Annotated in this window: 26 protein-coding genes; 11 read left to right on the forward strand and 15 right to left on the reverse strand. The window is 36.9% G+C overall.

What is annotated here, in order from left to right; genetic code table 11:
- From QFX38_04525 to QFX38_04535, 3 genes are all read left to right on the forward strand, one after another.
- Positions 1 to 181 (forward strand): hypothetical protein (locus QFX38_04525; protein MDI9624130.1); only part of this gene is annotated, 181 nt, incomplete at its 5' end.
- An 87-nt stretch (positions 182 to 268) separates the two neighbouring features.
- Positions 269 to 601, forward strand: a complete 333-nt coding sequence (locus QFX38_04530) for a YkvA family protein (GenBank protein ID MDI9624131.1) — start codon at positions 269 to 271, stop codon at positions 599 to 601.
- A 637-nt stretch (positions 602 to 1,238) separates the two neighbouring features.
- Entirely contained in the window at positions 1,239 to 1,385 is a 147-nt protein-coding gene (locus tag QFX38_04535) for a hypothetical protein (protein ID MDI9624132.1), read from the forward strand.
- Positions 1,386 to 1,766: 381 nt separating this feature from the next.
- Here QFX38_04535 and QFX38_04540 read toward each other — a convergent pair whose 3' ends face one another.
- The 4 genes from QFX38_04540 to QFX38_04555 all read right to left on the reverse strand — a co-directional run bounded on the left by QFX38_04540 (position 1,767) and on the right by QFX38_04555 (position 7,178).
- Positions 1,767 to 3,398, reverse strand: coding sequence for a HEAT repeat domain-containing protein (locus QFX38_04540; GenBank protein MDI9624133.1), 1,632 nt, complete (start codon positions 3,396 to 3,398; stop codon positions 1,767 to 1,769).
- Between the two features lie 526 nt (positions 3,399 to 3,924).
- Positions 3,925 to 5,904: a heavy metal translocating P-type ATPase gene (locus QFX38_04545; GenBank protein MDI9624134.1), complete on the reverse strand. Its 1,980-nt coding sequence runs from the start codon at positions 5,902 to 5,904 to the stop codon at positions 3,925 to 3,927.
- Positions 5,905 to 6,155: 251 nt separating this feature from the next.
- Complete coding sequence (locus tag QFX38_04550) at positions 6,156 to 6,764, reverse strand: tetratricopeptide repeat protein (protein MDI9624135.1); 609 nt, start codon at positions 6,762 to 6,764, stop codon at positions 6,156 to 6,158.
- Between the two features lie 270 nt (positions 6,765 to 7,034).
- Complete coding sequence (locus QFX38_04555; GenBank protein ID MDI9624136.1) at positions 7,035 to 7,178, reverse strand: hypothetical protein; 144 nt, start codon at positions 7,176 to 7,178, stop codon at positions 7,035 to 7,037.
- A 66-nt stretch (positions 7,179 to 7,244) separates the two neighbouring features.
- On the opposite strand from QFX38_04555, the gene QFX38_04560 reads away from it, so the two are divergent.
- Positions 7,245 to 7,526, forward strand: a complete 282-nt coding sequence (locus QFX38_04560; GenBank protein ID MDI9624137.1) for a hypothetical protein — start codon at positions 7,245 to 7,247, stop codon at positions 7,524 to 7,526.
- Between the two features lie 190 nt (positions 7,527 to 7,716).
- Here the strand turns inward: QFX38_04560 and QFX38_04565 are convergent, their stop codons facing one another.
- Together QFX38_04565 and QFX38_04570 are read right to left on the reverse strand one after the other, a co-directional pair.
- Positions 7,717 to 8,202 carry a TspO/MBR family protein gene (locus QFX38_04565; GenBank protein ID MDI9624138.1) on the reverse strand — a complete coding sequence of 162 codons (486 nt, stop codon included), beginning with the start codon at positions 8,200 to 8,202 and terminating at the stop codon, positions 7,717 to 7,719.
- 18 nt (positions 8,203 to 8,220) lie between these two features.
- Positions 8,221 to 8,646, reverse strand: a complete 426-nt coding sequence (locus QFX38_04570) for a hypothetical protein (GenBank protein MDI9624139.1) — start codon at positions 8,644 to 8,646, stop codon at positions 8,221 to 8,223.
- 1,123 nt (positions 8,647 to 9,769) lie between these two features.
- Between QFX38_04570 and QFX38_04575 the strand changes: the two genes are divergently transcribed.
- Positions 9,770 to 11,626 carry a hypothetical protein gene (locus QFX38_04575; protein ID MDI9624140.1) on the forward strand — a complete coding sequence of 619 codons (1,857 nt, stop codon included), beginning with the start codon at positions 9,770 to 9,772 and terminating at the stop codon, positions 11,624 to 11,626.
- Positions 11,627 to 11,962: 336 nt separating this feature from the next.
- Here the strand turns inward: QFX38_04575 and QFX38_04580 are convergent, their stop codons facing one another.
- The gene (locus QFX38_04580; protein ID MDI9624141.1) at positions 11,963 to 12,088 is read right to left on the reverse strand and encodes a hypothetical protein; all 126 of its coding nucleotides are present in this window, start codon (positions 12,086 to 12,088) and stop codon (positions 11,963 to 11,965) included.
- Positions 12,089 to 12,556: 468 nt separating this feature from the next.
- Between QFX38_04580 and QFX38_04585 the strand changes: the two genes are divergently transcribed.
- The gene (locus tag QFX38_04585) at positions 12,557 to 13,714 is read left to right on the forward strand and encodes a histidine kinase dimerization/phosphoacceptor domain -containing protein (protein ID MDI9624142.1); all 1,158 of its coding nucleotides are present in this window, start codon (positions 12,557 to 12,559) and stop codon (positions 13,712 to 13,714) included.
- A 588-nt stretch (positions 13,715 to 14,302) separates the two neighbouring features.
- Positions 14,303 to 15,277, forward strand: coding sequence for a pseudomurein-binding repeat-containing protein (locus tag QFX38_04590; GenBank protein ID MDI9624143.1), 975 nt, complete (start codon positions 14,303 to 14,305; stop codon positions 15,275 to 15,277).
- Between the two features lie 113 nt (positions 15,278 to 15,390).
- Here the strand turns inward: QFX38_04590 and QFX38_04595 are convergent, their stop codons facing one another.
- Positions 15,391 to 15,990, reverse strand: a complete 600-nt coding sequence (locus tag QFX38_04595; GenBank protein MDI9624144.1) for a PsbP-related protein — start codon at positions 15,988 to 15,990, stop codon at positions 15,391 to 15,393.
- 437 nt (positions 15,991 to 16,427) lie between these two features.
- Complete coding sequence (locus QFX38_04600) at positions 16,428 to 16,853, reverse strand: hypothetical protein (GenBank protein ID MDI9624145.1); 426 nt, start codon at positions 16,851 to 16,853, stop codon at positions 16,428 to 16,430.
- A gap of 224 nt (positions 16,854 to 17,077) precedes the next feature.
- Between QFX38_04600 and QFX38_04605 the strand changes: the two genes are divergently transcribed.
- The 4 genes from QFX38_04605 (at position 17,078) to QFX38_04620 (ending at position 20,619) form a co-directional block, all read left to right on the forward strand.
- A complete protein-coding gene (locus QFX38_04605; protein MDI9624146.1) occupies positions 17,078 to 18,106 on the forward strand; it encodes a CapA family protein in 1,029 nt (342 codons plus the stop codon).
- A gap of 392 nt (positions 18,107 to 18,498) precedes the next feature.
- Positions 18,499 to 18,672: a hypothetical protein gene (locus QFX38_04610; protein MDI9624147.1), complete on the forward strand. Its 174-nt coding sequence runs from the start codon at positions 18,499 to 18,501 to the stop codon at positions 18,670 to 18,672.
- Positions 18,673 to 18,937: 265 nt separating this feature from the next.
- Entirely contained in the window at positions 18,938 to 19,624 is a 687-nt protein-coding gene (locus tag QFX38_04615; protein ID MDI9624148.1) for a hypothetical protein, read from the forward strand.
- 512 nt (positions 19,625 to 20,136) lie between these two features.
- Positions 20,137 to 20,619 carry a SpoIVB peptidase S55 domain-containing protein gene (locus QFX38_04620; GenBank protein MDI9624149.1) on the forward strand — a complete coding sequence of 161 codons (483 nt, stop codon included), beginning with the start codon at positions 20,137 to 20,139 and terminating at the stop codon, positions 20,617 to 20,619.
- Here QFX38_04620 and QFX38_04625 read toward each other — a convergent pair whose 3' ends face one another.
- From QFX38_04625 to QFX38_04650, 6 genes are read right to left on the reverse strand one after another with little or no spacing between them, the layout of a single operon-like run.
- Entirely contained in the window at positions 20,620 to 21,303 is a 684-nt protein-coding gene (locus QFX38_04625; protein ID MDI9624150.1) for a phosphoribosyltransferase family protein, read from the reverse strand.
- Positions 21,304 to 21,314: 11 nt separating this feature from the next.
- Positions 21,315 to 22,346 (reverse strand): signal recognition particle-docking protein FtsY, encoded by a 1,032-nt coding sequence (ftsY, locus tag QFX38_04630; GenBank protein ID MDI9624151.1) that lies wholly within the window; start codon positions 22,344 to 22,346, stop codon positions 21,315 to 21,317.
- On the reverse strand, positions 22,347 to 22,790 hold the full coding sequence (gene pfdA, locus QFX38_04635; GenBank protein ID MDI9624152.1) for a prefoldin subunit alpha: 444 nt from the start codon (positions 22,788 to 22,790) through the stop codon (positions 22,347 to 22,349).
- A 5-nt stretch (positions 22,791 to 22,795) separates the two neighbouring features.
- On the reverse strand, positions 22,796 to 23,026 hold the full coding sequence (gene rpl18a, locus QFX38_04640; protein MDI9624153.1) for a 50S ribosomal protein L18Ae: 231 nt from the start codon (positions 23,024 to 23,026) through the stop codon (positions 22,796 to 22,798).
- 14 nt (positions 23,027 to 23,040) lie between these two features.
- Positions 23,041 to 23,703: a translation initiation factor IF-6 gene (locus tag QFX38_04645; protein ID MDI9624154.1), complete on the reverse strand. Its 663-nt coding sequence runs from the start codon at positions 23,701 to 23,703 to the stop codon at positions 23,041 to 23,043.
- Positions 23,704 to 23,716: 13 nt separating this feature from the next.
- Positions 23,717 to 23,962: a 50S ribosomal protein L31e gene (locus tag QFX38_04650; GenBank protein ID MDI9624155.1), complete on the reverse strand. Its 246-nt coding sequence runs from the start codon at positions 23,960 to 23,962 to the stop codon at positions 23,717 to 23,719.

The following is a 23,962-nucleotide window of genomic DNA, read 5'->3' on the forward strand; positions in this document are numbered from 1 at the left end:
TCCTCTTGCTATTTCAGATGAATATGGTATCCTAGTAGATAACTTGGATTATAGTGGCTATTGGAAAGTTTTAGATATTCTTATGAAGTTATCAGAGAATAATAAAACTATTAGTGATGCTGATATGATGGACTTTTGGGTATGGGTAATTGGAGTGATGGTACACCCATTAAAAAAATGAAGATCATGAGCTAAAATATGTAAGCCTAATACACTTCTTATCAAAAAAAAGATTATTTTTTCATGAACTCATATATTAGATGAATTGGTGGAAAGTACCGTAGGTTCACCCAACAGTTCTGGTTGGGGAATCGCTAAGGTGTGCTTTATGGTATCTTTTAGTAGGATTAAGGTTAATGTGAAGAGGAGCATGGAATTAGCAAAGGCTTTGAAAGAAGATGAACGGGTTCCCAGAGTTTCTAAGATTCTTTTAGCTGTTGCTTTGGGATACTTTTTTCTCCCAATAGATCTCATACCTGATTTTATCCCAGTGCTGGGCCAATTGGATGATTTGATAATAGTTCCTTTGTTAGTGTTTTTAGCGATAAAGTTTATTCCAAGAGAAGTTTTCTTGGAACATTATAAAGAAATCTTCAAATAAAATAGAGTGTCTTTTTTTTTGAACTCCTGACTATTAGGTTTCCCATTTTGTAAATAAAAAGTTGGCTGGGAAGTAACCCTAATGTTATACTAATTTTGCACCATCAAGGCAGTCACATTATCTCTGAGGGGAATATAGCACAATAGGGGCTGTCTACTTTCAAAAAAAATGTTTATAGTATGTGTGAATCTTTACATGAAAAAATGATATTATAGAGAAAATTTTTTTGGATAATATTGGCTTGGGGGGTTTTGATGGGTTATATTAAAGGTGAAAGTATTGGGGGGCCTATTTCAAGGCTTACAAGGCAATATTAGATGCTAAATCACCCCCAGTAGTACTTGATGGTTCATATTTCGCGGCCGATTTTGAATAATTCAATGAAAATTCTTCTTTGGATGTTACTGATTGGCTTAAAGTTACAAACGTGGAAAAAAAGAATATATGAAGCTCTCAACAACTTCAAATTTTCTAAAAAAGATGAATGGGCCGGCAGCTGCTCAAGCAAGGACTAAATAAACAATAGAATAAAAGAACTCTTAAACGAGGAAGGCTACTATAAAAAGAGCCTAACAGAAGAATTTTTTTTCTTCGACCAACTCAAGGAAATAGAAAAAAGGTTATCTGCGGGATAAAAATGGCAATGCATGGAGGCCCAACAAACGCACTAGTATGCATATTATTCTCACCAACGGACTTAAAAGCTGCATGCAGACCATCCCCATGGGCAGAAAGAGTAAGATGCCTAATCCAGATCGATTTAAAAAATAGACATCGAAACTAATGGCAGTTTTCAAGAGCCAATTTTTGATACGAAGGTACATGGAAACTTCATCGCACCGACATAGTACTCTATAAAATGTGTCAGACAACTTTGATATAAAACGAAGGTTGTTTGTATCCACAGCTAATAAAGTAACATTTGATGGCCATAAAGATGATCTTTTATAAACATTTAAGGGCAAATATTGGAGGACATATCACTCATCAGCAAGCATTAGATATATAAGTTTAAAACATCCCCCCAAGGAATCCGTTAGGAATTAATTTGTAGAAATAATCTCAAAAGGAAAAAATAACATGATAGCACAATAAACTTAAAAAAATCCTAATAATCATTCAAAAATTAACCTAACCCCCCCAGACAAAGCACAAAATAAAAACCCTACCAAACACCCAACTCCTCAAGGGCCAAGGCCGCTGCCCGGCGAACATGCCACTTTTGGTCCTTTAACGCCCGTATTAAAGGCTCTACTGCACGAGAATCACCTATCTCTCCAAGTGCCAAAGCTGCTTCCCTGCGAACATGCCACTTTTGGTCCTTTAATGCCCGTATTAAAGGCTCTACTGCACGAGAATCACCTATCAGTCCAAGAGCCAAAACTGCTGCCCGGCTAACATTCTCATTTTGGTCTTTTAATGCCTGTATTAGAGGTTCTACTGCACGAGAATCACCTATCTCTCCAAGTGCCAAAGCTGCTTCCCTGCGAACATGCCACTTTTGGTCCTTTAACGCCCGTATTAAAGGCTCTACTGCACGAGAATCACCTATCAGTCCAAGGGCTAGGGCTACTGCCCAGCGAACATTCTCATTTTGGTCTCTTAGTGCCTGTATTAGCGGTTCTACTGCACGAAAATCACCTATATATCCAAGTGCCAAAGCTGCTACACTGCGAACATCCTTGTCCGGGTCTTTTAATGCCTGTATTAGAGGTTCTACTGCACGAGAATCACCTATCAGTCCAAGAGCCCAAGCTGCTGCCCGGCTAACATTCTCATTTTGGTCTCTTAATGCCTGTATTAGAGGTTCTACTGCACGAGAATCACCTATCTCTCCAAGTGCCAAAGCTGCTTCCCTGCGAACATCCTTATCTGGGTCCCTTAATGCCCACATTAACGGTTTTACCGCACGAAAATCACCTATATATCCAAGGGCCCGGGCTGCTACACTGCGAACATCCTTATCTGGGTCCCTTAATGCCCACATTAACGGTTCTACTGCACGAGAATCACCTATCTCCCCGAAAGCCCGGGCTACAGGCTCATCTATATATCCAAGGGCCCGGGCTGCTTCCTCGCGAACATGCCATTGTGGGTCTTTTAATGCCTGTATTAGCGGTTCTACTGCACGAGAATCACCTATCAGTCCAAGAGCCCGGGCTGCTGCCCAGCGAACATTCTCATTTTGGTCTCTTAGTGCCTGTATTAGAGGTTCTACTGCACGAGAATCACCTATCTCTCCAAGTGCCAAGGCCGCTGCCCGGCGAATATCCTTGTCCGGGTCTTTTAATGCCCGTATTAACGGTTCTACTGCAGGCTCACCTATCTCTCCAAGTGCCAAGGCCGCTGCCCGGCTAACATTCTCGTTTTGGTCTCTTAGTGCCTGTATTAGAGGTTCTACTGCACGAGAATCACCTATCTCTCCAAGGGCTCGGGCTGCTACACTGCGAACATGCGATTGTGGGTCTTTTAATGCCCGTATTAACGGTTCTACTGCAGGCTCACCTATCTCTCCAAAGGCCAATGCTGCTCCCCGACGAACATACGCATCTGGGTCTTTTAATGCCTGTATTAGAGGTTCTACTGCAGGCTCACCTATCTCTCCAAAGGCTCGGGCTGCTGCCCAGCGAACATGCGATTGTGGGTCTTTTAATGCCCGTATTAACGGTTCTACTGCAGGCTCACCTATCTCTCCAAAGGCCAATGCTGCTCCCCGACGAACATACGCATCTGGGTCTTTTGGTTCTTTTATTAGCTTTTTTATTTTTTGGCTGAAAAGGCGGTCTAGTAGTCCCATTTTGAGTCCCCTTTTTTAGGATTGTATAGAATATTTTTTCATTTGTTATTTTAATCTTTTTTTTATGAGCGCTCTTTTATTCTTTGTTGATGATGATAAGGTGAAAAACATGAAATTAAGGTAAAACTTTTACTTTCCCAAAGCTTATAAAACCTGTCAAATGAGTACCCTTAATCTTAGAGTATATAATTAGAACAAGTATCATTAGGACTCTCATGAGGTGGAATTTTGCTGACACTTACATAATGTGGTATCAGACCAGGAACAATAGGGATGTTAGATAAGCCAAAAAATAAATTAGATCGGAACATCTAAAGGAAAGAAAAAACTGTCCTCCCCAGAAAGCTTAAAAATATTATTATCTTTAAGAGCTTATTATAATCCGCGTATTGGAATCAATGAGAAAGTCCCCCAAATTTCATGCACAAAATAAAAAGAGACCGCTACTTGATAATATAGATGCAAAACTGAAGAATATGATATGTTGAGAAACCTGATATCACTCATTCGAGAGATAATGGGTATTTTATTTTTCAATTTTGAGGAATCTGGAATTAATTGCTACGATGATTGTGCTTAGGGCCATTAGCGCCGCTCCTTCTGCGGGTGTTAAGAGGACTCCGTAGGCGTATAGTACGCCAGCTGCTGCTGGGATTGCGAAGATGTTGTAGCCTGTTCCCCATATTAGGTTTTGGATCATTTTTCTGTAGGTTGACTTGGCAAGTTTAATTAGGTATAATGCATCAAGTGGGTTGCTTTTTACAAGGATAATGTCTCCGGTTTCGATGGCAACGTCTGTGCCGGCGCCAATTGCGATACCAACATCTGCTTGGGCGAGTGCGGGCGCATCATTTATACCATCACCTGTCATGGCCACGGTTAATCCCTTAGATTGGATTTCCTTTACTTTTTCGGCTTTTTCTTGTGGTAGAACTTCTGCGAAATATTCGTCAAGTCCTATTTTGTTTGACACCCATTCTGCAACTTCTTTTTTGTCTCCTGTTATCATTATGCATTTGATCCCCATTGATTTAAATTTTGAAACTGCTTCCTTTGATTCGGGTCTTATGATGTCTGCTAGGGCGATTGCACCTTTTAGATCTTCGTTGATAATTACAAAGACGATGGTTTTTCCTTGTGATGAAAGTTTTTCCACTTTCTCGTTATTAAATGAGATGTTGAGTTCTCTTAGATATCCTGGACTTACAATTTCGACTTTTTTTCCATTTATGTTGCCTTGTATGCCTTTTCCTGGGATTGCCTGGAAATCTTCTACAGGGAAAGTTTCTTTTGCAGCTGATACGATTCCCTTTGCAATAGGATGTTCAGAGTATTTTTCGAGGGATGCGGCATATTTTAAAATTTCATCTTTATCATATTCATCGTTTAGAGCGAGGATATCAGTTATGCCAAATTTTCCCTCGGTTAGGGTGCCTGTTTTATCGAAAATTATGGCATCAACGTTTCGTGTATTTTCGAATGCTACACGATCCCGTATTAATAATCCATTACTTGCCGCTAGAGCTGTAGATACTGCGACAACTAGGGGAACTGCGAGTCCAAGGGCATGGGGACAACTAATAACCATAACGGTTACGGCTCTTTCCAGTGCAAAATTAAGAGTTTGATGGGTCAAGCCTAACCATACTGAAAAGGTTATAAGAGCGCCTGTAAGGGATAGTATTGTGAGCCAGAGTGCAAAACGGTTTGCTATGTCCTGGGTTTTTGACTTGCTTGCCTGTACTTCTTCAACAAGATTTATAATTTGGGAAAGGAATGAATCCTTGCCAGTCTTTTTTATTTCTACTGTGATGGATCCATCGCCATTTATTGAACCGCCTATAACCTCATCGCATTCTTTCTTGAAAACGGGCTTTGATTCTCCTGTGAGCATGGATTCATCAATGGAAGTGCTTCCATTTACAATTTCCCCATCTACAGGGATTTTTTCTCCGGGTTTCACTATAACTTGGTCTCCCACACTTAATTCATCCAATGAAACTTCCATTATTTTTCCACTGGGCATTAATTTATGGGCACTTGATGGCATGAGTTTTGCAAGTTCTTCAAGTGCACTGGAAGCTCCAAGAACAGATTTCATTTCAATCCAGTGTCCTATAAGCATGATATCTATAAGAGTAACCAGCTCCATGAAAAATTCGCTTCCACCAAGTCCAAAAACAATTGCACTACTGTAAATATACGCGCTTGTAATCGCCACACTGATTAATGTATCCATTCCCGGAGTCCGTGATTTAAGTTCATTGTAAATACCCTTAAAAAATGGATATCCACCATAAAAGTAAACAAATGATGATAATATGAAAACCACATATAAATCACCAGGAAATCTGATAAACTCAAGTCCAAAAATTTCCTGAATTAAAGGCGATAAAAGTAGAATAGGAACCGTTATAATTATACATACTATAAATCTCCTCTTTAAGTCCTCAATCATGCCAGCATGAACATGCTTCCTTTCCATTTTATGCTTTTTATGATGCATTTCATGTTTAATCCTAACCCCAAAGTGAGTTGGAAGTAACATGTTGGATTTGCCATTATTTTAATTGTAACTAATATTATAGAATATTATAACTGAAAACCATATTTTTTGGGATCCAAAAAAAAGTTTGGTAACGGATAATTTTAATATGATTTTTGGTAAATAGCATTCATCTCGTATTTCATAATTTATATCCATTATTTTGTTCCAAAATCATCAAAAATTAGTGGAAAAGTGAAACTTATAATATTTTAAGGTTCATTTTCTTCCAATATCCTTTTGAGCTCTTCCACGATGATTTTAGCCTGTTCTATGAGTGGCAGAGCCCTCTGCGGGGCCAATTCTATAAATTTTTCGAAACATTCTATGGCTTCTTGGTATTTTCCTATGAGCCTTAGGGCGGATCCTTTACCGGCCCATGCTTCGGAATTTTTCGGGTTTATCTTTAAGGCTTGGTTGAAACATTCTATTGCTTCCGGGTGTCTTTCAAGGCAGAAGAGGGCGGTTCCTTTGTTGGTCCATGTTCTGCTACTTTCAGGTCTTAATTTTAGGGCTTTGTCGAAGCATTCTATGGCCTCATTGTATCTTCTGAGGGCTCCGAGTGTAACTCCCATGTTAGACCATGCTTTAGCATTGTCTGGTTTCAGTTCTAAAGCTTTTTCGAAGCATTGTATTGCTTCTATGTGTTTTCCCATGTCTGATAATACGACTCCTTTGTTATCCCATATTCTTGTATTTTCTGGGTCTGCTTCAAGGGCTTTATCATAATAGAAAAGGGCTTCTTCGTATTTGTTTTCTATTAGAAGATGGTTAGCTTTTTTAAACCATTTTTTGGCCTTTGGATCTTTAAAGTCGTTCATCTTTTCACTAAATTTGTAGTATTCAGGGGGACAATATTTTTCTCTTTTTAGTTATTATTCTAATAAATCATATTCTTATAATCTTTGATTTTGTTTCATGCTATGAGTACCTTATTTTAAAGTTTTTCTTATTGAAGGGGAATATTTTATTTGGTAGCGGGACTCTAATATTGATAATAGAATTATGGTGGGTGATCGTATGATCCCTTATGGGCCTGAATTTCGGCTTGCTCAATTTATATCCACGGTTATAACTGGTTTAAGTCTTGTTTATATGATAAGGGTCTCATTGCATGATAGAAAATGGGTTAATATGACCCTTGCGGTTTTCATGTTGTTTATATCAACTATCATGGGTTTTATGAGGGAATTTTTATTTTTCAACCTTTTCAGAACAATTGAATGGACTTTCATTGTATTTGCAACTTTCTTGTTCTTTTATGCTACTTTCAAGTCAAATAGGAAACTGGAGGCTAATCTATGATAATATTAATACTTAAATTTATTGCGCTCGTCTTCATGGCCCTTGCAAGCATAATAGCAATAAAAAATTATATGTTAACAAAATTTGCCTCAGGCATCTGGGGCCTTATATCTATTAGTTTTTTAACTGGGACCATATTATTATTTGTAAGATTCATAAAGGAGTTCATACCTTTAGTTGAGCTCGAAGTTGTGAAGATATGTCTTCTCCCAGTAATGATGGCTTTTATATTCGCAGCATCATTTGAACTTGAAAGAAACATCCTAAAACCAGTCTAAACTTTTTTAATGAAATTCTAAAAAGCTGGGGGAAAGTTAATATCAACCTTTATCATAAAAAAGTAAAAAATCTAATCCATATGGTAGGATCAGAATTTGGGCACTATTGTTTTAGTTTATCATCTTCAGGGGGTTCAGGTTTAAAATCCTTGGTTCCGCTCGACTTGGGGGTTAAGCTCAGCTTACCCCCTTATACATTTAGGATGTATACTGCGTAGTTTAGTACTGCTGCTATGGTCACCCATGTGATGTATGGTATGAGGATTATAGCCGCTGGTTTAAATATCCGGTAGAATACGATTATTGTCAGAAGTATCATTATCCAAAATGGTGCTATTATGATGAGAGCTCCTAGGATAGATTTAAAAGCGAAAAACACCACCGACCATAAAATGTTTAATATAAGCTGTAGACCGAATATCCCCAAGGCAATTTTAACTTCTTTTTCATAGAATCCTTCACGCCACACTAGAAAAGCTGCTATACCCATTAGTATGTAGAGTGTAGTCCAGATCGGCGCGAATAGCCAGTTTGGCGGGGTCCAAGCCGGTTTTGTTAGGGAAGCATACCATGTGGGTATAGATTGTATTGTGGCAAGCGAACCTAAAAAACCCGCGATTAAACATATTAATATTGAAATGACTAACTTTAAGACTTCTACGAGCTTTAGGTTCATTGTAGTTCCCTAGTAAAATTATATTATGCCATCGAGTATCCCCATTACTATCGCTATGGCTTTTCCTTCGTCTTCGACGATTCCCCCAGAGGAACCTGCAACTCTTATTGCTATTTTTAATAGTATTTTTTTGAAATTTTGGGCTTCTGAATGTTTTATTCTCCCTAACAAATCGGCAACTATCTTAAGGCCCTCCACGGGGTTCTTTTCCAGTAATTTCTTGAATTCAGGGTTGTTGTTCAGCATATTAGTGACATGGTCTCTGAAGACTTCATAGGTAAATCCTGAAGAATATTCTACCACATTTTTTATCTGATTTGTTACTTCTATCATTTCTTCTAGATCAACTCTACCATCTGCCACGGCTACAACCTCAAAAACCCAAATAGGAGCTGCTTGCAAAGTTAACCATTCACTTTCAGTAAATTGGTTCCTAAATGCCACTTTAACACCCCCCCAAAAAAAATATTAAATAATATATGTTTGGAGTTTATTATATTTAATTTTTTCTATTTTTCGTCAAAACCTTAAAATGTCAATAAGTATCTATCATTGTATATTCGATTTTAGTGGGTTGCTTAGAATCATGAAAGATCCAGATTGGCCAAATTATGGCGTAATATTGTGTTGAATGGATTTTTTAAATTAAAAATGATATGAATAGGTCGGATTTTATCATAAATTTTTTAGGGGCCTTTTATATGTAAAGTCATGAAGGTGTATGTATGGTTGAAATTTAACTTCGTTAAACATTGCTATAACGAAATAAACCCGCCAAGAAATGGAATTTTTAATAAGCTTGGCGTTTTTCACCATTCGAAAGAATACTTTCAATTATTAGCCATGTCCCAGTTTTTTGTACCCTATTTTCGGTGAACTGGAATGCTCTTGCATGCTTATCGGCCGGCTTTTCACGCTTCTGCTTTTTAATTGAAATCATCGGCTGCAGCCGTGGTAGAAGCGTTAAATGGCTTGTCAGACCTTCTTCGACGATTGACGATGATGTTATGTTGGAGGCTGTTCACAGTTCTTTTTAGTTTTCTCCCATTTCTTTCTTTTTATAAAGGCTTTGATTTAGGACTCTCCATACAAAAAATTTTTTATCTTCTCTTTGTGGGATGAAGTAGAAAATAAAACAATAAAGGATGAAGCTCTTTTTTGGATGTTATTATGTGGGGGCACGGTTCCCCAATAACGAGAAGACACAAACGATGAAAAATTAGGGGAATAAAAAAGTACATTGAAAAAAGATTAACTCCAAGAACACCAAAGATAAGTAAAAAGAGGAAGTTAAGATGAAAGAAGTAGGATCAATAACATACCAACTCGAAAAAGTAAACTGTGGTAAAGAAGGATGCACAAGGTACCCCCATAGCCCATACTGATATGCTTATTGGCCCGAAGGCAGAAAAGTCAAATCAAAATAAAAAATTATTAATGTAGAGGATTCGCCCCCTTTGTGGAGAATTGAACCGTGAAAAAATACAGTTTCCCTCCCTTGAAAGAATGTAAAATTAATAAACACAGAAAAAATGTTTATAAAGAAGTGGTTTAATAGTGAAATTGTATGAAAGCAACTGTCATCCGGGAATATTTGCCTATTTTAGAAAGAGGCATAAATTTAACGCTTTATGGTAAAGCTGCTGAATTTTATAAATTGTTAGAGGAAAATGGATTCATTGATAGGTTAAAGAAAGTTGAACAGTTGGGTGTGATTAGTCAAATTGAAAAGTCTGCTTCACATACAAGATGGGAATATATGATTCTCCAATTATATCTGATTCAAAAATTGATACGTGAAGAAAGAGGAAGATTCGGTAAAATTAAGGAGCTTAACATTTTTGGCGTTGAAGTTTTGCAATTGTGGGTATTTCTTTTTAATATGGGGCATCCTCCGGGCACTTTTGCCACAATAAGGGGAATAGTGTCAGTTCTGTACCAAGATGATGAAATGTTAAAAGAAAAAGTTCCCAAGAGACTTAAAGATATATTTAAAAAGGTTGTCAAGAGGAAAGATATTTTTAGTTTTCCCAAAATTTTATCAGCAATATACTTAAAAGAACTAAAGGAGAATATACAGGCTATTGACGATAAAATGTATGATTTGTCTCTCAAATTATTACTTTATTACTTTGAAGAAGGTGGAAGGCCTGAAAGAATAGAAGTATTGAAATCTTATTTTGAAATGATAAGGCGTTTATCTTTCCTATTTTTAGATTTAAGTCATATAAGATCTCCGATAATAGATATTGACATTTCTGAGATATTCTTGGATCCGAGAAGTTATGATGAGATGCTGGAACCTTCTAGCCAATTTAGCAAAACTTTAGAGACACTCGAGGATCTCCTTTCCGTAACATTATATCATTCAAAGATTACAATAACCCAAATGGGTATCCATTCAAAAAGAGTTGAAGAAATCTTTAAGGAGTGGCTTTTTAAAAACGGGAAACATGAAAGTTTCAATAACTTTATAGAAGAGAAAAAAAGTAAGCTTTATCCAGGATTTCGACAACCAATGTTAACTTTCCATGTCCTACTTGACCTAGAAAAAAAAGAATTCCGTTATTTAGACAAAAAGGGATTCCATAGTATTTTTTATAAACTAGAAGAAGAGTTAAATGAAGAATATTATCATAAAAAAGATGGAAGGAATAACGAGAGAAAGGAAGCTCTAGTAACATATCAACCAGGGTCTAATAACAAACATATCGTGATAAATCTCGCAATTTACAAAGAAAACAGAATAGGAAAATTAATAAGAGACTTTGTCTTTAAACTTTCCGAAATTTTGAGAAATATAAATAAAGACATTAAAAAAGATGTTAAAAAGATAAAAAAATCCCATAAGGAAGAAAAATTAGAATTCATATTATTTAAAATAAAATTCTTTAAATTATTTAGAAACGAATTCTATCCTCGATTTTTCAAATTCATATTAAGAACGATATTTCAGAAATATTCTTTCAAAAAGTTTCATTTTGACACTATCGAAGATAGATTATTTGTAGGCGAAAAGAAAGAACTTAAAAAGCAAATAGAAAGGAAAATTCAAAAAATAGAAAACAGACTACAAAATGAAAAAAATCAAGATAAAGTAAAAGAACTTAAAAGCAAAAAAGCAGAATTCAAGTCTCTAAATAAGGTAATAGATAATTTAAAATTTAAAATAGGTATTATAGGGCAAAGAATTAATTTGATAGATCAAAATAGAGATACTATTGGAGAGTTCGATGGCCTCGGTGTAATCATAGATAAAAACTTGGAAATATTATTCCTAGAAGCAAAGACGAGTAGAGCAGAAAAAGCAGAGAATCAGTTGCGAGATTCTATGAAAAAAATCTTAAATTTACAATTAGACAATGATGAAATCCAAAGCGGCAAAGAGAAAGATTTTGCATATGCATATTGCATTAAAAGGTAAGTAAGAGTCTATTTTTAAGAGACTCTAATGAACTTCAAAGAAACAACCAAAAACAAACAATGAATTAACGACACTCCTTTCCATTATTTTTTTAGATTTGATGCTAATAAGTATGGTGATCTTATATAAAGTTCAAGTCTATGATCTACAAGTTGGAATCACTTCAACCTTGTTTGGTATAATATCTTATTTTTTCATTTCTTCAAGTGTTTGTTTTTTTTTTTTTTTTTTTTTTGCTTTCCAATTTGTTAATAGGTCGATAAGTTCATTCCTTTTTAAAATGTTTTTTTTTGTTGGCCAGTATTTTTTTGTCAACCCTCACACTCTAACTTTTTATTACGGATGCTTCCTAAGACCTTTTTTCATATCTACAACGTGAAAGATTTCTTCTTCTATGAAAAGTATCCTTGATGTTGGGAACATTGCGTCGTAGAATATAGTCAAAATTACACAATTTAACAAAAAATAGAAAAATATTTTATCAAGATATTTCAGAAAAACCCTTTTAACAATAAATGAAGGTTATTGGTGATCTTGGTGGATTCCTTGGTATTTGCGAGGCGGTTTTCAATTTTCCTGGGAATGGTGATAGTTGGTCTTGCGCCTGTTGAATTTTTGATTAGTGGGGTTGTTAGTGGTGTGGGATTTTTTGTTGTTGGAGTTTCCATGATCCTTTTGGGTTTGGATCAAAGAAAACCCATAATAGCGCTTCTTGCCTTCATTATATTGGCCGCTTTGACCTCCCCTCTTTCTTCAGGAATCCTATTCTTCATGTATGCTTTAATTTTCCTGTTTTTCTTTTTTGGGTTTTATGGTTTTGGCCAAATCTTTGGATATGTTGTGGGTATAGTGGCATATTGTAGTGTTGTGTCTTGTTTAACTGGTTTGTTACCTTCTCCAAGACTTCAAATGCCCTTGTTGGATGGTTTGTTGCATTTGTTAGCTGCTGTAAGTATATTGTCCATTTATCCTGGTGAAGGTGTTGTTGCACCGTTTCATTCGAAATATGCTGGAGGTCAAATGGCAAGAAAACTAATACCTTCACTTGTAACCATCATCCTCATCATAGGACCTGTGATATTATCATTGAGGGAACACCTACCATTTCCAAGTGGAATATTTCTTCTTGCAATGGCATTGGCCACCAGCCTCTTCATGATAAGTGTTGCGGTTGAGCGCCTTAACAGGATGGACCAGAAAAGGGCGAAATCCCACCAAGAAGCCCTAAATGCATGGAAATTCTTTGAAGGTGTTGTGGAGAATATAGGAGATGCCATAGCAGTCCTGGACAAAAAAGGAAAAACAATATACAAGAACAAGCAAATGGAAAAACTAAACTTCAAAATCCAAGATTATTGGGAAAAACTTAAAGATACCCCTGTCCATATCAAAAAGGATAACAGGTACTTTACTGGTTGGGTCGTCCCACTCGACAAAGAAAAATCCATAATATCCCTAACAGAAATAACAGACCTCATCAAAGCACAAAAACAACTAAAAGAAACCATCAAGGAGAAAGACGCCCTCTTAAGAGAACTACACCACCGCATAAAAAACAACCTACAAATCATAATAAGTCTATTAAATCTTCAAGCCCAAAAGGCAGACCCAAAAACAAAAAAAGTCCTATCAGAAGTGCAAAACCGCATAAAATCCATGGCCACAATACACGAAACACTCTACGAAACCAAAACACACAAAATAGACATGCAAAAATACACAGAAAAACTCACAAACAGCCTCAAAACCCAACACAAAAACATAAAATTCCAAACAAACTGCAAAACCAAACTAAACCTAGAAACCAGCATACCACTAGCCATGCTCATCAACGAACTACTCCAACAATCCATCAAAACAAAACCCACCAAAATAAAAACAAAAATCCAAAAACACAAAAAAGAACACAAACTAACCATAACACACAACGGAACACCAACCAGCCACCCGGGGGGGGGGGGAGATCAGAAACCTCCTGATAAAAGCACTAACACAACAACTCGACGCAAAACTACAAACAAAAAACAACAAAACCACCATAACATTCAAAGAACTAAAATACAAAAAAAGAGCATAAACTTCAGTTAAAGCAGTAGCCTCCCCATATCATGATTTAATTTGCACAGAATTTTACACCCTATTCAAATTCATAGTGTTATAACGAACAAAACTACAAGGGAAACATTCAAATACATATTATGAGCAATAATAAAGAACTGGAGATTAAATTATATAATAGTTTATATTTAAAGTTTTAGTTAAGTAATCTATAATCTTTAAATTATTTTTGTCGGTATTATAATCTTTTAAATGTATATTGGGCATCTGACGTCCATACTTTTTTATAATGGAGTTTTGATATCTTCACTTTGTTGAGTGAAAGGACGGTTAGATTAGCCTCAGACCATCTATAAAGGTTCTTTTGGGAAAATAATAATCCAAATCGCCTCTATGATTGAAAATTACAATGGAGAAAACTTATCTTAAAAACATTATATAGTGGGCTTCTCAGCGACCTTTAAATCTTAAAAAGAGTTCTATAGTCGTTTTTTTCCGGAAAAAAAACCAAAACATTTATATATTATATCCATGCGACTATGTACTCATACAAAAAAATAACAATCCTATTATATAGGATATGGAGGCGGTAAAATTAAGCGAAAATGGATATTCCCAATGCTATTACTTTTCGGTATAGCATTGGTTTTAAATGTCAGCGACGTTTCCGCTGCAACCGGTAACAATTCAACCACCTTAAATTCGCAGGCAACGTCGCAAGTAAGTTCTCAAGTAACCTACACGCCAAATGAAGTAAATGACGCGGCAACTAAAGTGAAAAACTTTTGTGACGCCAACCATAGATTACCGGATTATGTGACCATCAAAAATAAACAGGTTAAAATGCCTCAATTTCTATACCTTCTAACTACAGATGTTGTGCAGACCAGTCAAGGTTCAGTAGCATCAATAACGCTTAAAAACGTGCAAGCACCTTCAAATTCCATTGGAACAACAAAAGGTGGAACTTTAACAAGAACAGAATACACTAACTTGGCCCGGAATATAAAAAGTATCATAGATTCAACTGGCAGAGCGCCAGGCAACGCCAGCACATCAATAGGACAAATAAAATACGAGACACTAGTCTACATCTTCGCCAAAATCATGGACTTCCAAAAAACCAACAAAAGACTACCAAACTACGTAACAGTACCAAGTACCGTCAACGGCAACGGAGGAAATGGAATTATCAGCGGTAACGGAGGAAATGGAATTACCACTTTCGGAAATGGCCAATTAAACGGGTTACAAGGAATCGAAGGTCTACAAATTCTAGCAAAGTATATCAATAAAAACCTGAACCATCAGTATGGAGCAGCCACCACAGCAGAAGGTGTGGAAAGAACCGGACGTGGAGACTGCTGGGGCCTATCCGCTTGGACGGCTAAAGTATTACACGACAATGGATACACCGTTAGAATAGTGCAGGGAGCATCAGTAGAAGCAAGTAATCACCGATGGGTACAAGTACTAATAAATGGCAAATGGATAAACTTCGACCCATCCCTAGTTACCAGAAAGTACGGAAGTAAACCGTATTATACCACATGTGCGAGTGTAAGACAAATCATCGCAACATACTACGCCTAAATAATCATTGGATATTCCATATGGAGGGCATTATAATCCCTCCTAAATTTTCATTTTAAATTCTCTTTTTTTGTACTCACAGAAAAAGGGGGAGAAAAAGATGGAGTTGTTTATTATACTCCATTAAGGATGCCCCATTTTAACAGTTTAAAGCTGTTTATCACTAATTCGAATTCAGGCAGCGTCTCCTTGTACTCGCTTAAGGGCGTGACACATCCTATTCTATAATACTTGGATCCTGGGACGGCTTCAATATGCACAGTTAAAGCTTGATATTGTATTCCATCTGCGTGCCATGTTTTAATGAGCTCGACGGCCCGCATCCCATTGACTGTAATGTTTCGTTCTGAAACTTCCGTCTGCCCAATTTTTGCAATATCTCTCCTATATCGACTGAGTTGTTCATCAAGGGATCTTACATTTAACTGTTTAATGTAAAAATAGGTTCTAATATCAGCTTCAGTGCGATTACCACTTGGATCATAAAAAGCCACGATAGGATCTGGAGGGTATCCCCACCTACTGGGGCTATGAAGGTTCTTTATAGGTTTCCAATCCGCAGGATATTTAAAAGTGATCCCATTATCGGCATATGTTTTGTAAGGAATTAATGGAGTAGTATTATTGGAAGTATTATGCCAATATGAATGAACATGAAATAAACTTGTATAAAAGATTACAAAAGCAATTATTAAAATTATAGCTGTTGAGATAAAAATTTTCTTAAATTTCCCAATTTTAAGCTTTTGAGTTATAAGAAACCCTCCACAGATTATGTTGTTTTAATTCTTTGATCCCCCCATTAAAGTGTTTTAACCCACCAACCTCTTTATCTGTTGTTTTCCCCCCATATAAAAGTTTTGATGGAATCTAGTTTTATCACTTTTTGCGATAAAAAGTCTCCTATTTTGTGGAACAAACCCCACTGTAACCATTCAACAATGAGCTTATGGATCCTTTTTAACCAGTTGAAAGTCCATTCCCAGGTTGGTGGCTTCTTTGCAATTAAATCGAAAGCTAGCCAAGGGATGATGGAGTGGGAATTTAGTGGACAAAAAAATAAAGTGTTTGGGATTTTAGTCGCCTTTTAAATGTGATAATGCTTCGAGAATAAGAATAAAATTTCGCGTGAAGGGGGTGGAATAATATCTTATAACATGCCGTCGAGTATCCCCATTACTATTGCAATGGCTTTTTCTTCATTTTTATCAACTCCACTTGAAGAGTCAGCGACTTTTATCGCCATCTTTAATAATACTTTTTTGAAATTTTGAGCCTCAGAATGTTTAACTCTCCCTAACAAATCTGCGACTATCCTAAGGCCTTCCAAAGGGTTCTTTTTCAGTAAAATTCTGAATTCAAGATTGTTATTCATTACAGTGGCGACATGATCCCTGAAGACTTCATAAGTAAATCCACTGGAATATTCTATCACATTCTTTGATTGATTTAACACTTCTTCTAATTCCCTTTCCTCAATTCTACCATCAGCTATGGCTACGACTTCAAAAACCCAAATAGGAGCTGCTTGTAACGTTAACCATTCTCTCTCATTGAACTGATCCCTAAATACCAATTGTGAAACACCCCCATAACGTAATATGATATTACAAAATATTATTTATTTCTTACCTATATATTTTACTATTCTCCAAAAAAATTATTAAAACAGTCATAGTTCGGATAGGATTCTTCAACCCCTCCAAAATTCCTATAAATTGGGATTGTCTACATGCGGGATATCCCTATTCAATTTCTCTGAATAAGGTTTATATTGAACATTGTAAAAAGCATAAGATTATGAGAAAAAACATAATCATAGTAGCTGTTGTCTTTTTAATCATTACTTTGTTATATTTTAATATTACAAATCCAAAGGAACGAGTGTCTGAGCCGGAAAAACCCATTAACATCACTTTTACTGGGGATGTGATGTTAGGGAGAAATGTTAACCCGGTTTTATATGAGGATCCACAACCATTCAAAAACGTGATCAACATCACCAATGGGACAGATCTAACCGTTATAAACCTAGAATCACCAATCACCACATCAACCAACCAAAGAGATAAACTGATAACATTCAAAGCAGATCCACAATTTACAAAATCACTCAAAGACGCTGGAGTTGACGTTACATGCCTCGCAAACAATCATATCATGGACTACGGGGAAGAAGGCCTCAATGACACCATAAAAAACTTGGAAGCAAATGATATAATGTATGTGGGTGCCGGCTCTAATATAACAGAAGCCTACAAACCCCTCATAATAGACATAAAAGGAAAAAGGATAGCTATCATACAAGCATCAGAATTCGCAGATGAATATTATATGCCACCTGCAACCAAAAACAGGCCCGGTTTCGCTCCAATATCATGGAATCATATAAAATCCGCCATAGATGATGCCAAAAAGGCCGGGGCTAATTATATTATTTGCGAGTTCCATTATGGGAATGAGTACCGTTACACTCCAAATGACCTACAAAGGAACATATCACATAAATGTATTGATGAAGGCGCGTTCATGGTAGTTGGACATCATCCTCATGTTCCAGGTGGTATAGAAGAATATAAAGGCCATTTAATTTTTTATAGTCTTGGAAATTGCGTGTTTGACATGCAAAACCCTGAGACGAAAAAATCTATGATAATAGTTGTAACAATTAAAGGTAACAGTTCCCTCGTCCATATTTATCCTATAAATATAGGTTATTACCCCTATCCAATGGATGTGGATGAGGCCAACAAATTCCTAGAGGAGCTCGAATCATATTCAAACATAGAAATCCAAACCAAAAATGGTATAGGAATAATCAAAACTTAAGCCAAGATCTCATTTTGGGGGGGATCCCAATTTTGTCATCCAATCAAAAACTAAAATATAAAGAACTGATCTTGAACCTCCCGTATATTGGTAGATATAATCGCCATAATCTATATATCATTTTATCCGACCAAATCAATATATTCCATTACTGTTTCGATTTTCTACTCTGTGTAATATTATTCATAGAATTCTCTATAATATTAAAATGGAAGATGATAAGTGGGGTCTTCATCAAAGAGAATTGGACTGATATAATAGCATTCATACCCCATTTATTACTTCAGGATTTTCAAGTTTGCAATGTTTATCAGACTATTACGCCTCTTGAAAACTTTAGTACTATTTAAAAGGTATCTCAAAAGCTTGTTCAAATTCTCATTGAAACACATATGGATCAAGCGATTGGGATACTCCTATTCGCCATGTTCTGCGGCACACTCCTATTCTATAGCACAGAATGGGGTGTAAATCCATTCCTCAAGAATCTCGCAGATTCCTTCTGGCATACCATAACAACCAAAATGGCTGGAGAAGTTGTAATAACCCCCCATAACATTCTATGATAAAGTTATAACAATTTTTTAATGTTTGTAGGGATAACATTCTTCGGCTTTCTAACAGCCTCACTAGCATCATGGTTTGTTAAAAACCCAGAAGAAGGAAAAAGAATTACAAAATAAAATTCATAGAAAAAAAAGATAGACAAAATTCAAAGTGAAATCAGAGAATTAAAAGAAATCATGAAAAAATTAATCCCCAAATTTTGACCGTTAATTTTATAGGTTGGGAAGCCTATTCTATAGTAAAAAAATTTCACCGGGATCGCAAATGACAAAGGCTACCTACATTCTCATAGGATTAATAGCCCTATTCGGAGTCTACCTTTACATTGCAACTATCACAGGCCCCTTCGAACCCGTTGGACGTCTCGGAATAGTTAAACTCGCAAACCCCGACATGGCAGCCGGACACCCACAATCAAAAGTCGCTGCCAATTACGCCAAAAAGAAAGGATCTAAATGCGTCGTCATAGTACACTATGCTGGAGACGCTTCCTACTCCCACTACCAGGAAGGAAATATTACAATAATAAACTTCGCATTCATCGACCCAAAAGGCCCTAGAACAGACATTGACTGGAACGAAGTCATACAAACATTCATATTCGGGATCCCCGATGACAAATACCGTTACAGAGTCGACGGGTACGAATTCGACACACTAGACGAGGCAGTCGCATATGTCCAGAACCTAGCCAAAGAAAATGGCCAAGAAGGTCCAATACCATTATACTTCCATGGTACAGTCCGTCAAGGCAACGTATTCATCAACCCAGGATGCGGCTTCCCATTATATGTACAACTAGTATGGAAACAATACGGCAGACTCGGCGCATACTACTACATAGCACGGGGCCTTATAGAACCTTACCTCAGCAATCCATATGCAGTCTATGAGATGATGCACGCTTCAGACCTCCAAAAACTTTACAACGAAGGATACCTAAACTACTAAACCAGATCAATTATTCTAAGCGCTACTGAACCATTAAACCCCCATTGAATGATATTAGGGGGATGATATCAGAAGAAGAAAAAAATACTGGGGAGTTGCTTCCTCCCCCATTCTATAAAAGTTTTTTTACATTTTTCAATTATCTAGGACGAAATAATCTGTGTTTCTCTGTCCTAGATCCAATCATTTTGTCCGGCGCTCTTGTAGTCATTTCAGAATATCATTTTGAAGTTTTGATAATACACTGGCATAACCACCAGCTTCTATTTCCACCATCACTGCACTCAAATTATAATTAGAGGAACATTTTATCATATTTCCATTAAGGAAGTCCTCGGAATCTCTAAAAAAAAGATAGTTCTAAGACTCTTCTCTGGTGATATCCCCCTAAATTCATGTCGGTTTTGGGGGGGATGTCTCTTTTTATAATACGTTTATAAAAGTTCTGAGTGTTGGGGAACTCTTATTATGGAAAAGTAAAAATAGGATAAAAATTAAATTATAATCTTGAAATGTGTATCGGGCCTGGTTCAATAATTCGGTGCAATAAGAAAAAGGCTGTGATAGGTGCAGTTCTCCCAGGAGATGGAGATTTTAAGGTTATAACTGTTCAACATCTTTTAAAGGTTGGAGGTTGTCATCTGAAGGATCCTGTCTATGTTGGGAAATTTAAAGGTATAATCACTGAAATATTATATGATTTGGATCTTGCAATCGCAACTTTCAAGGTGCCTTCTTCAATTGTTAAATTGGTGGAGATAGGTTCTCCTAGGCTCGGACCAGCTTACTCCCTTAATGAAGGGAAGAAAAATTATTGTACTATCCTATCTGTGGGTAGAACTTTTCATTACCTTGCATTTGCCCATAGAAGGTTGCCATTGCCAGGTGATAGTGGATCTCCAATCATACAAGATGGTAAAATTGTTGGTGTTTTGTCTTCTGTATTTTTTAATAGTGCAACAGCCATCGCATCCTCCCTTGAAAGATTCCTATAATTAGGATTCATCAAGTATACTTATGACTTCCTCCTCTGATACGTCTGACCAATGTTTGTAGGCGTCTGCAACTGCATAAGGGGATACTTGTCTTATGTTAGGAGAACATATTATATCCACTCTCCCCTCTAGTTTTTTGATGGCATCTAAATTGGCTGTGGGCACTGCGACGATTATCTTCGCGGCACCAGCCTTTCTAAGAGCCTCCAAAGCCGTGAGCATAGTATATCCTGATGCTAAACCATCATCGACCACTATTACAGTCTTGCCTTTAAGCTCTAAAGGTTTTTTACCCTTCCTGAAAATATGAACCCTCCTTTTAACTTTCTTAAGGGTTTCTCTGATACCAGCTTCTACCTCTTCCCCGGTTAATCCAAGTGAATTTATAAGTTGTTGGTTTAACTTTATGGTCCCATCGAATGCCACCGCACCATACCCTGCTTCCCTATTCCAAGGTAATGTTATCTTACTTACAACTAGGACATCCAAAGGTAAGTTGAGGTTTTTCGCTATAATAGATGCTACTGGAACGCCACCTGCAGGGATGCCAAGTACAATAGCATCAGAATCTCTATAATCCTCTAGCATCTTGGCGAGAATTTCCCCAGCTTCTTCACGATCCTTGAAAACAAAAAATTTATCCCTAAAATCTCTATTTTCTATTATTTTTGTCAAATTTACCAACCGTAAAATTATTATGTGAATAGTTGGTGGATCATCCATTCTGGTTTGAATTCCACGAGGTCTTCATAATCTTGACCTGTTCCAAGGAATATTATTGGCTTTTTTATAACATAGCCTATTGAGAGGGCCGCGCCACCTTTTGCATCAGCATCCGCCTTTGTCAGTATTATAGCGTCGATCCCAACGCTCTCATTAAATTTTATGGCCTGTTCAACAGCATCATTACCTGTGAGCGAATCTCCAACGAATATTATGAAGTCTGGTTTCACAACCCTTTTTATTTTTGCCATTTCATCCATGAGATTGACATTTGTCTGCATCCGACCAGCAGTATCAATTAAGACAACATCTTTTCCCTTTGCCTTGGCATGTTCTACCGCATCGAATGCTACTGCGGCTGGGTCGGCGCCTTTTTCATGCTTTATTATTTTCACTCCAAGTTTTTCTGCATGATGAGTTAATTGTTCTATTGCCCCTGCCCTGAAGGTGTCTGAAGCCGCGATGACTGGAGTTAATCCTTTATCTAGGAAGTATTTCGCCATTTTTGCTATGGTTGTTGTTTTGCCTGTGCCGTTGATGCCCACAAACATTATTATAAATGGTTCTTTTTTATTTTGTTTTTCTTGGAGGATACTCTCCATGTCTTTACCACTGACGGTTAATATATCTCTTATACTATCTTTTAGGGCTTCTTGTGTGTGTTCAATGATGTCGGTGCTCCTTTTGACTTTTTTGCCTACTAGTTGTTTTTTGAGTTCTTTTGTTATTTTTTCGGCTACATCTATTGCTACGTCACTTTCAAGTAGTGACATTTCAAGGTCCCAGAGCACATCTTCGATATCTTTTTCAGAGATTGTCTTCTCTCGTATAAAAGAGAAAATTTTTAACTTTTCACCTTTTTCTACTTTATCCGATTCTTTTATAGTTTCTTCTACGGTCTTATCTTCTGGTTTTTCCTCGACGGTCTCTTTTTCTTTATCTGAGATTTTTTCTGTGATCTTAGTGATTGTTTTGTTGATTTTTTTCTTCAGTGCTTCGAACAATTACCCTTCACTTCCTCTGATTTTTTGGTATAATTCTTCTGCTTGTGGAGATAATTTGAGTATTATATCTGTTACCTTTTTAAGATTTTCGGACAATTTGCCCATAGCATCTTCCAATTCCTTTTTTTGTTCGTCTATGATCCTCCTAGCATCCTTTAGTGTTTTTTTCATAGCTACACCTGCTCCTATGCTCATTATGACCTCGTCAGTGTCTTTGAGCTGGGCTTTTATAAATGAACCAGCGCCTACCGGTACTAATGCCTCAGCGCCCTCATTACCCTCCACAGCCTCCAAAGTATCCTCCAGCACTTCTAATTCTGTTAATGAACTTCTCATCACCTCTATCTGGTTTTGGATCAGCTCTGCTTGTTCCTTGTAAAAATTTAACTGGTTTACGATCTCCTCTAGGCGTTGCTGGTCATCCGATGGCTGCTGTTCTTCCATTAAGATCATGCCTCCAATATAGCCTTTAATATAGGATCCTCCACCTCATCAGGAGAGATTTCCTCTATACTCCTTATGTATATCCTGTTGCGGCCTATACCATGTTTACTGCCAAATTCAGAATATATTTTTTCATAAACTTCTTCCTTTTTAATCGCCTTTAATTCCTTAGTGAATGGCTGTAATTTCTCACCCATCATAAAATTTCCCTTTACTCTGAATATTCTCGTCTTCATATATAATCCCCCTTTCAAAGAAAGCCTAAAGCCTCTTCTATCCTGGCTAATTCCGGGCCTGTAGTATTTTCACTTACTATGGCCCCATTTGAGTTGGCTATGGAACATGCGCCTATCATGGTCATGCCATGATTGATCGTCCCAACATCAGCCGGCACTTTCAAGATTTCTTCGACAAATTCTAATTCTTCCACTGCAACTTTTGGATGTAATAGTACACCCTTGTTTGTAGCTGTTGCGACGGATCCTACAATGTTGAAACCAGCTATTGTCCCCTGTTCGACTTTAACTTCCAATGCCTTTTCTATTAATTCCATTGACTCATCAGAAAACAACGGACTTACAAGAGCACCATAATCATTTGCTAATATCAAATTGCCTACTGCAGTGAACTTTTCAGGTAACACAAAAACTTCAAAACCTGCTTTCTCTAATGATTCTATCTCTCTTTCGAGGATATAAGGAGAAACTATGATACCATTAGAATTTCCAACAGATAATATACCGTTTAAGCTGCTGCCTGCTATGGTGGCCCTGAAAACTTCCACTTCTAATACTTCTTCTATTATTTCCTCTATTTTTGTGGATGCGTGGAATGGTATGAGTGCTTGGGTTTCCGTGACCGAAATATAAACTCCTATGTTAGGGTTTCCGTCGAGGTTTGTTCTCTTTATCATATTACGAAACCTTTTATTCTGCTAGTTCTGCTTTAACTGTTCCGTCTTCTTCTTTGATGGCTTTTATTTTAATCTTTGGTGGGATTTTTTGAATGCCTCTTTCCCATACTTTTTCATTGATTGATGAGTCTAATATTATATCTTCAGATTTCATGTGCTTTTTTAGGAATTCACGGATGAATCTTATTGCTCGGGGTGCTCTTTTCGTTCTTGGAACACTTTTGACCTTTCTCAATGGTATGATATATGTTCTCTCCAT

Source organism: Methanothermobacter sp., from assembly GCA_030055615.1.
Taxonomy (GTDB): Archaea; Methanobacteriota; Methanobacteria; order Methanobacteriales; family DSM-23052; genus Methanothermobacter_A.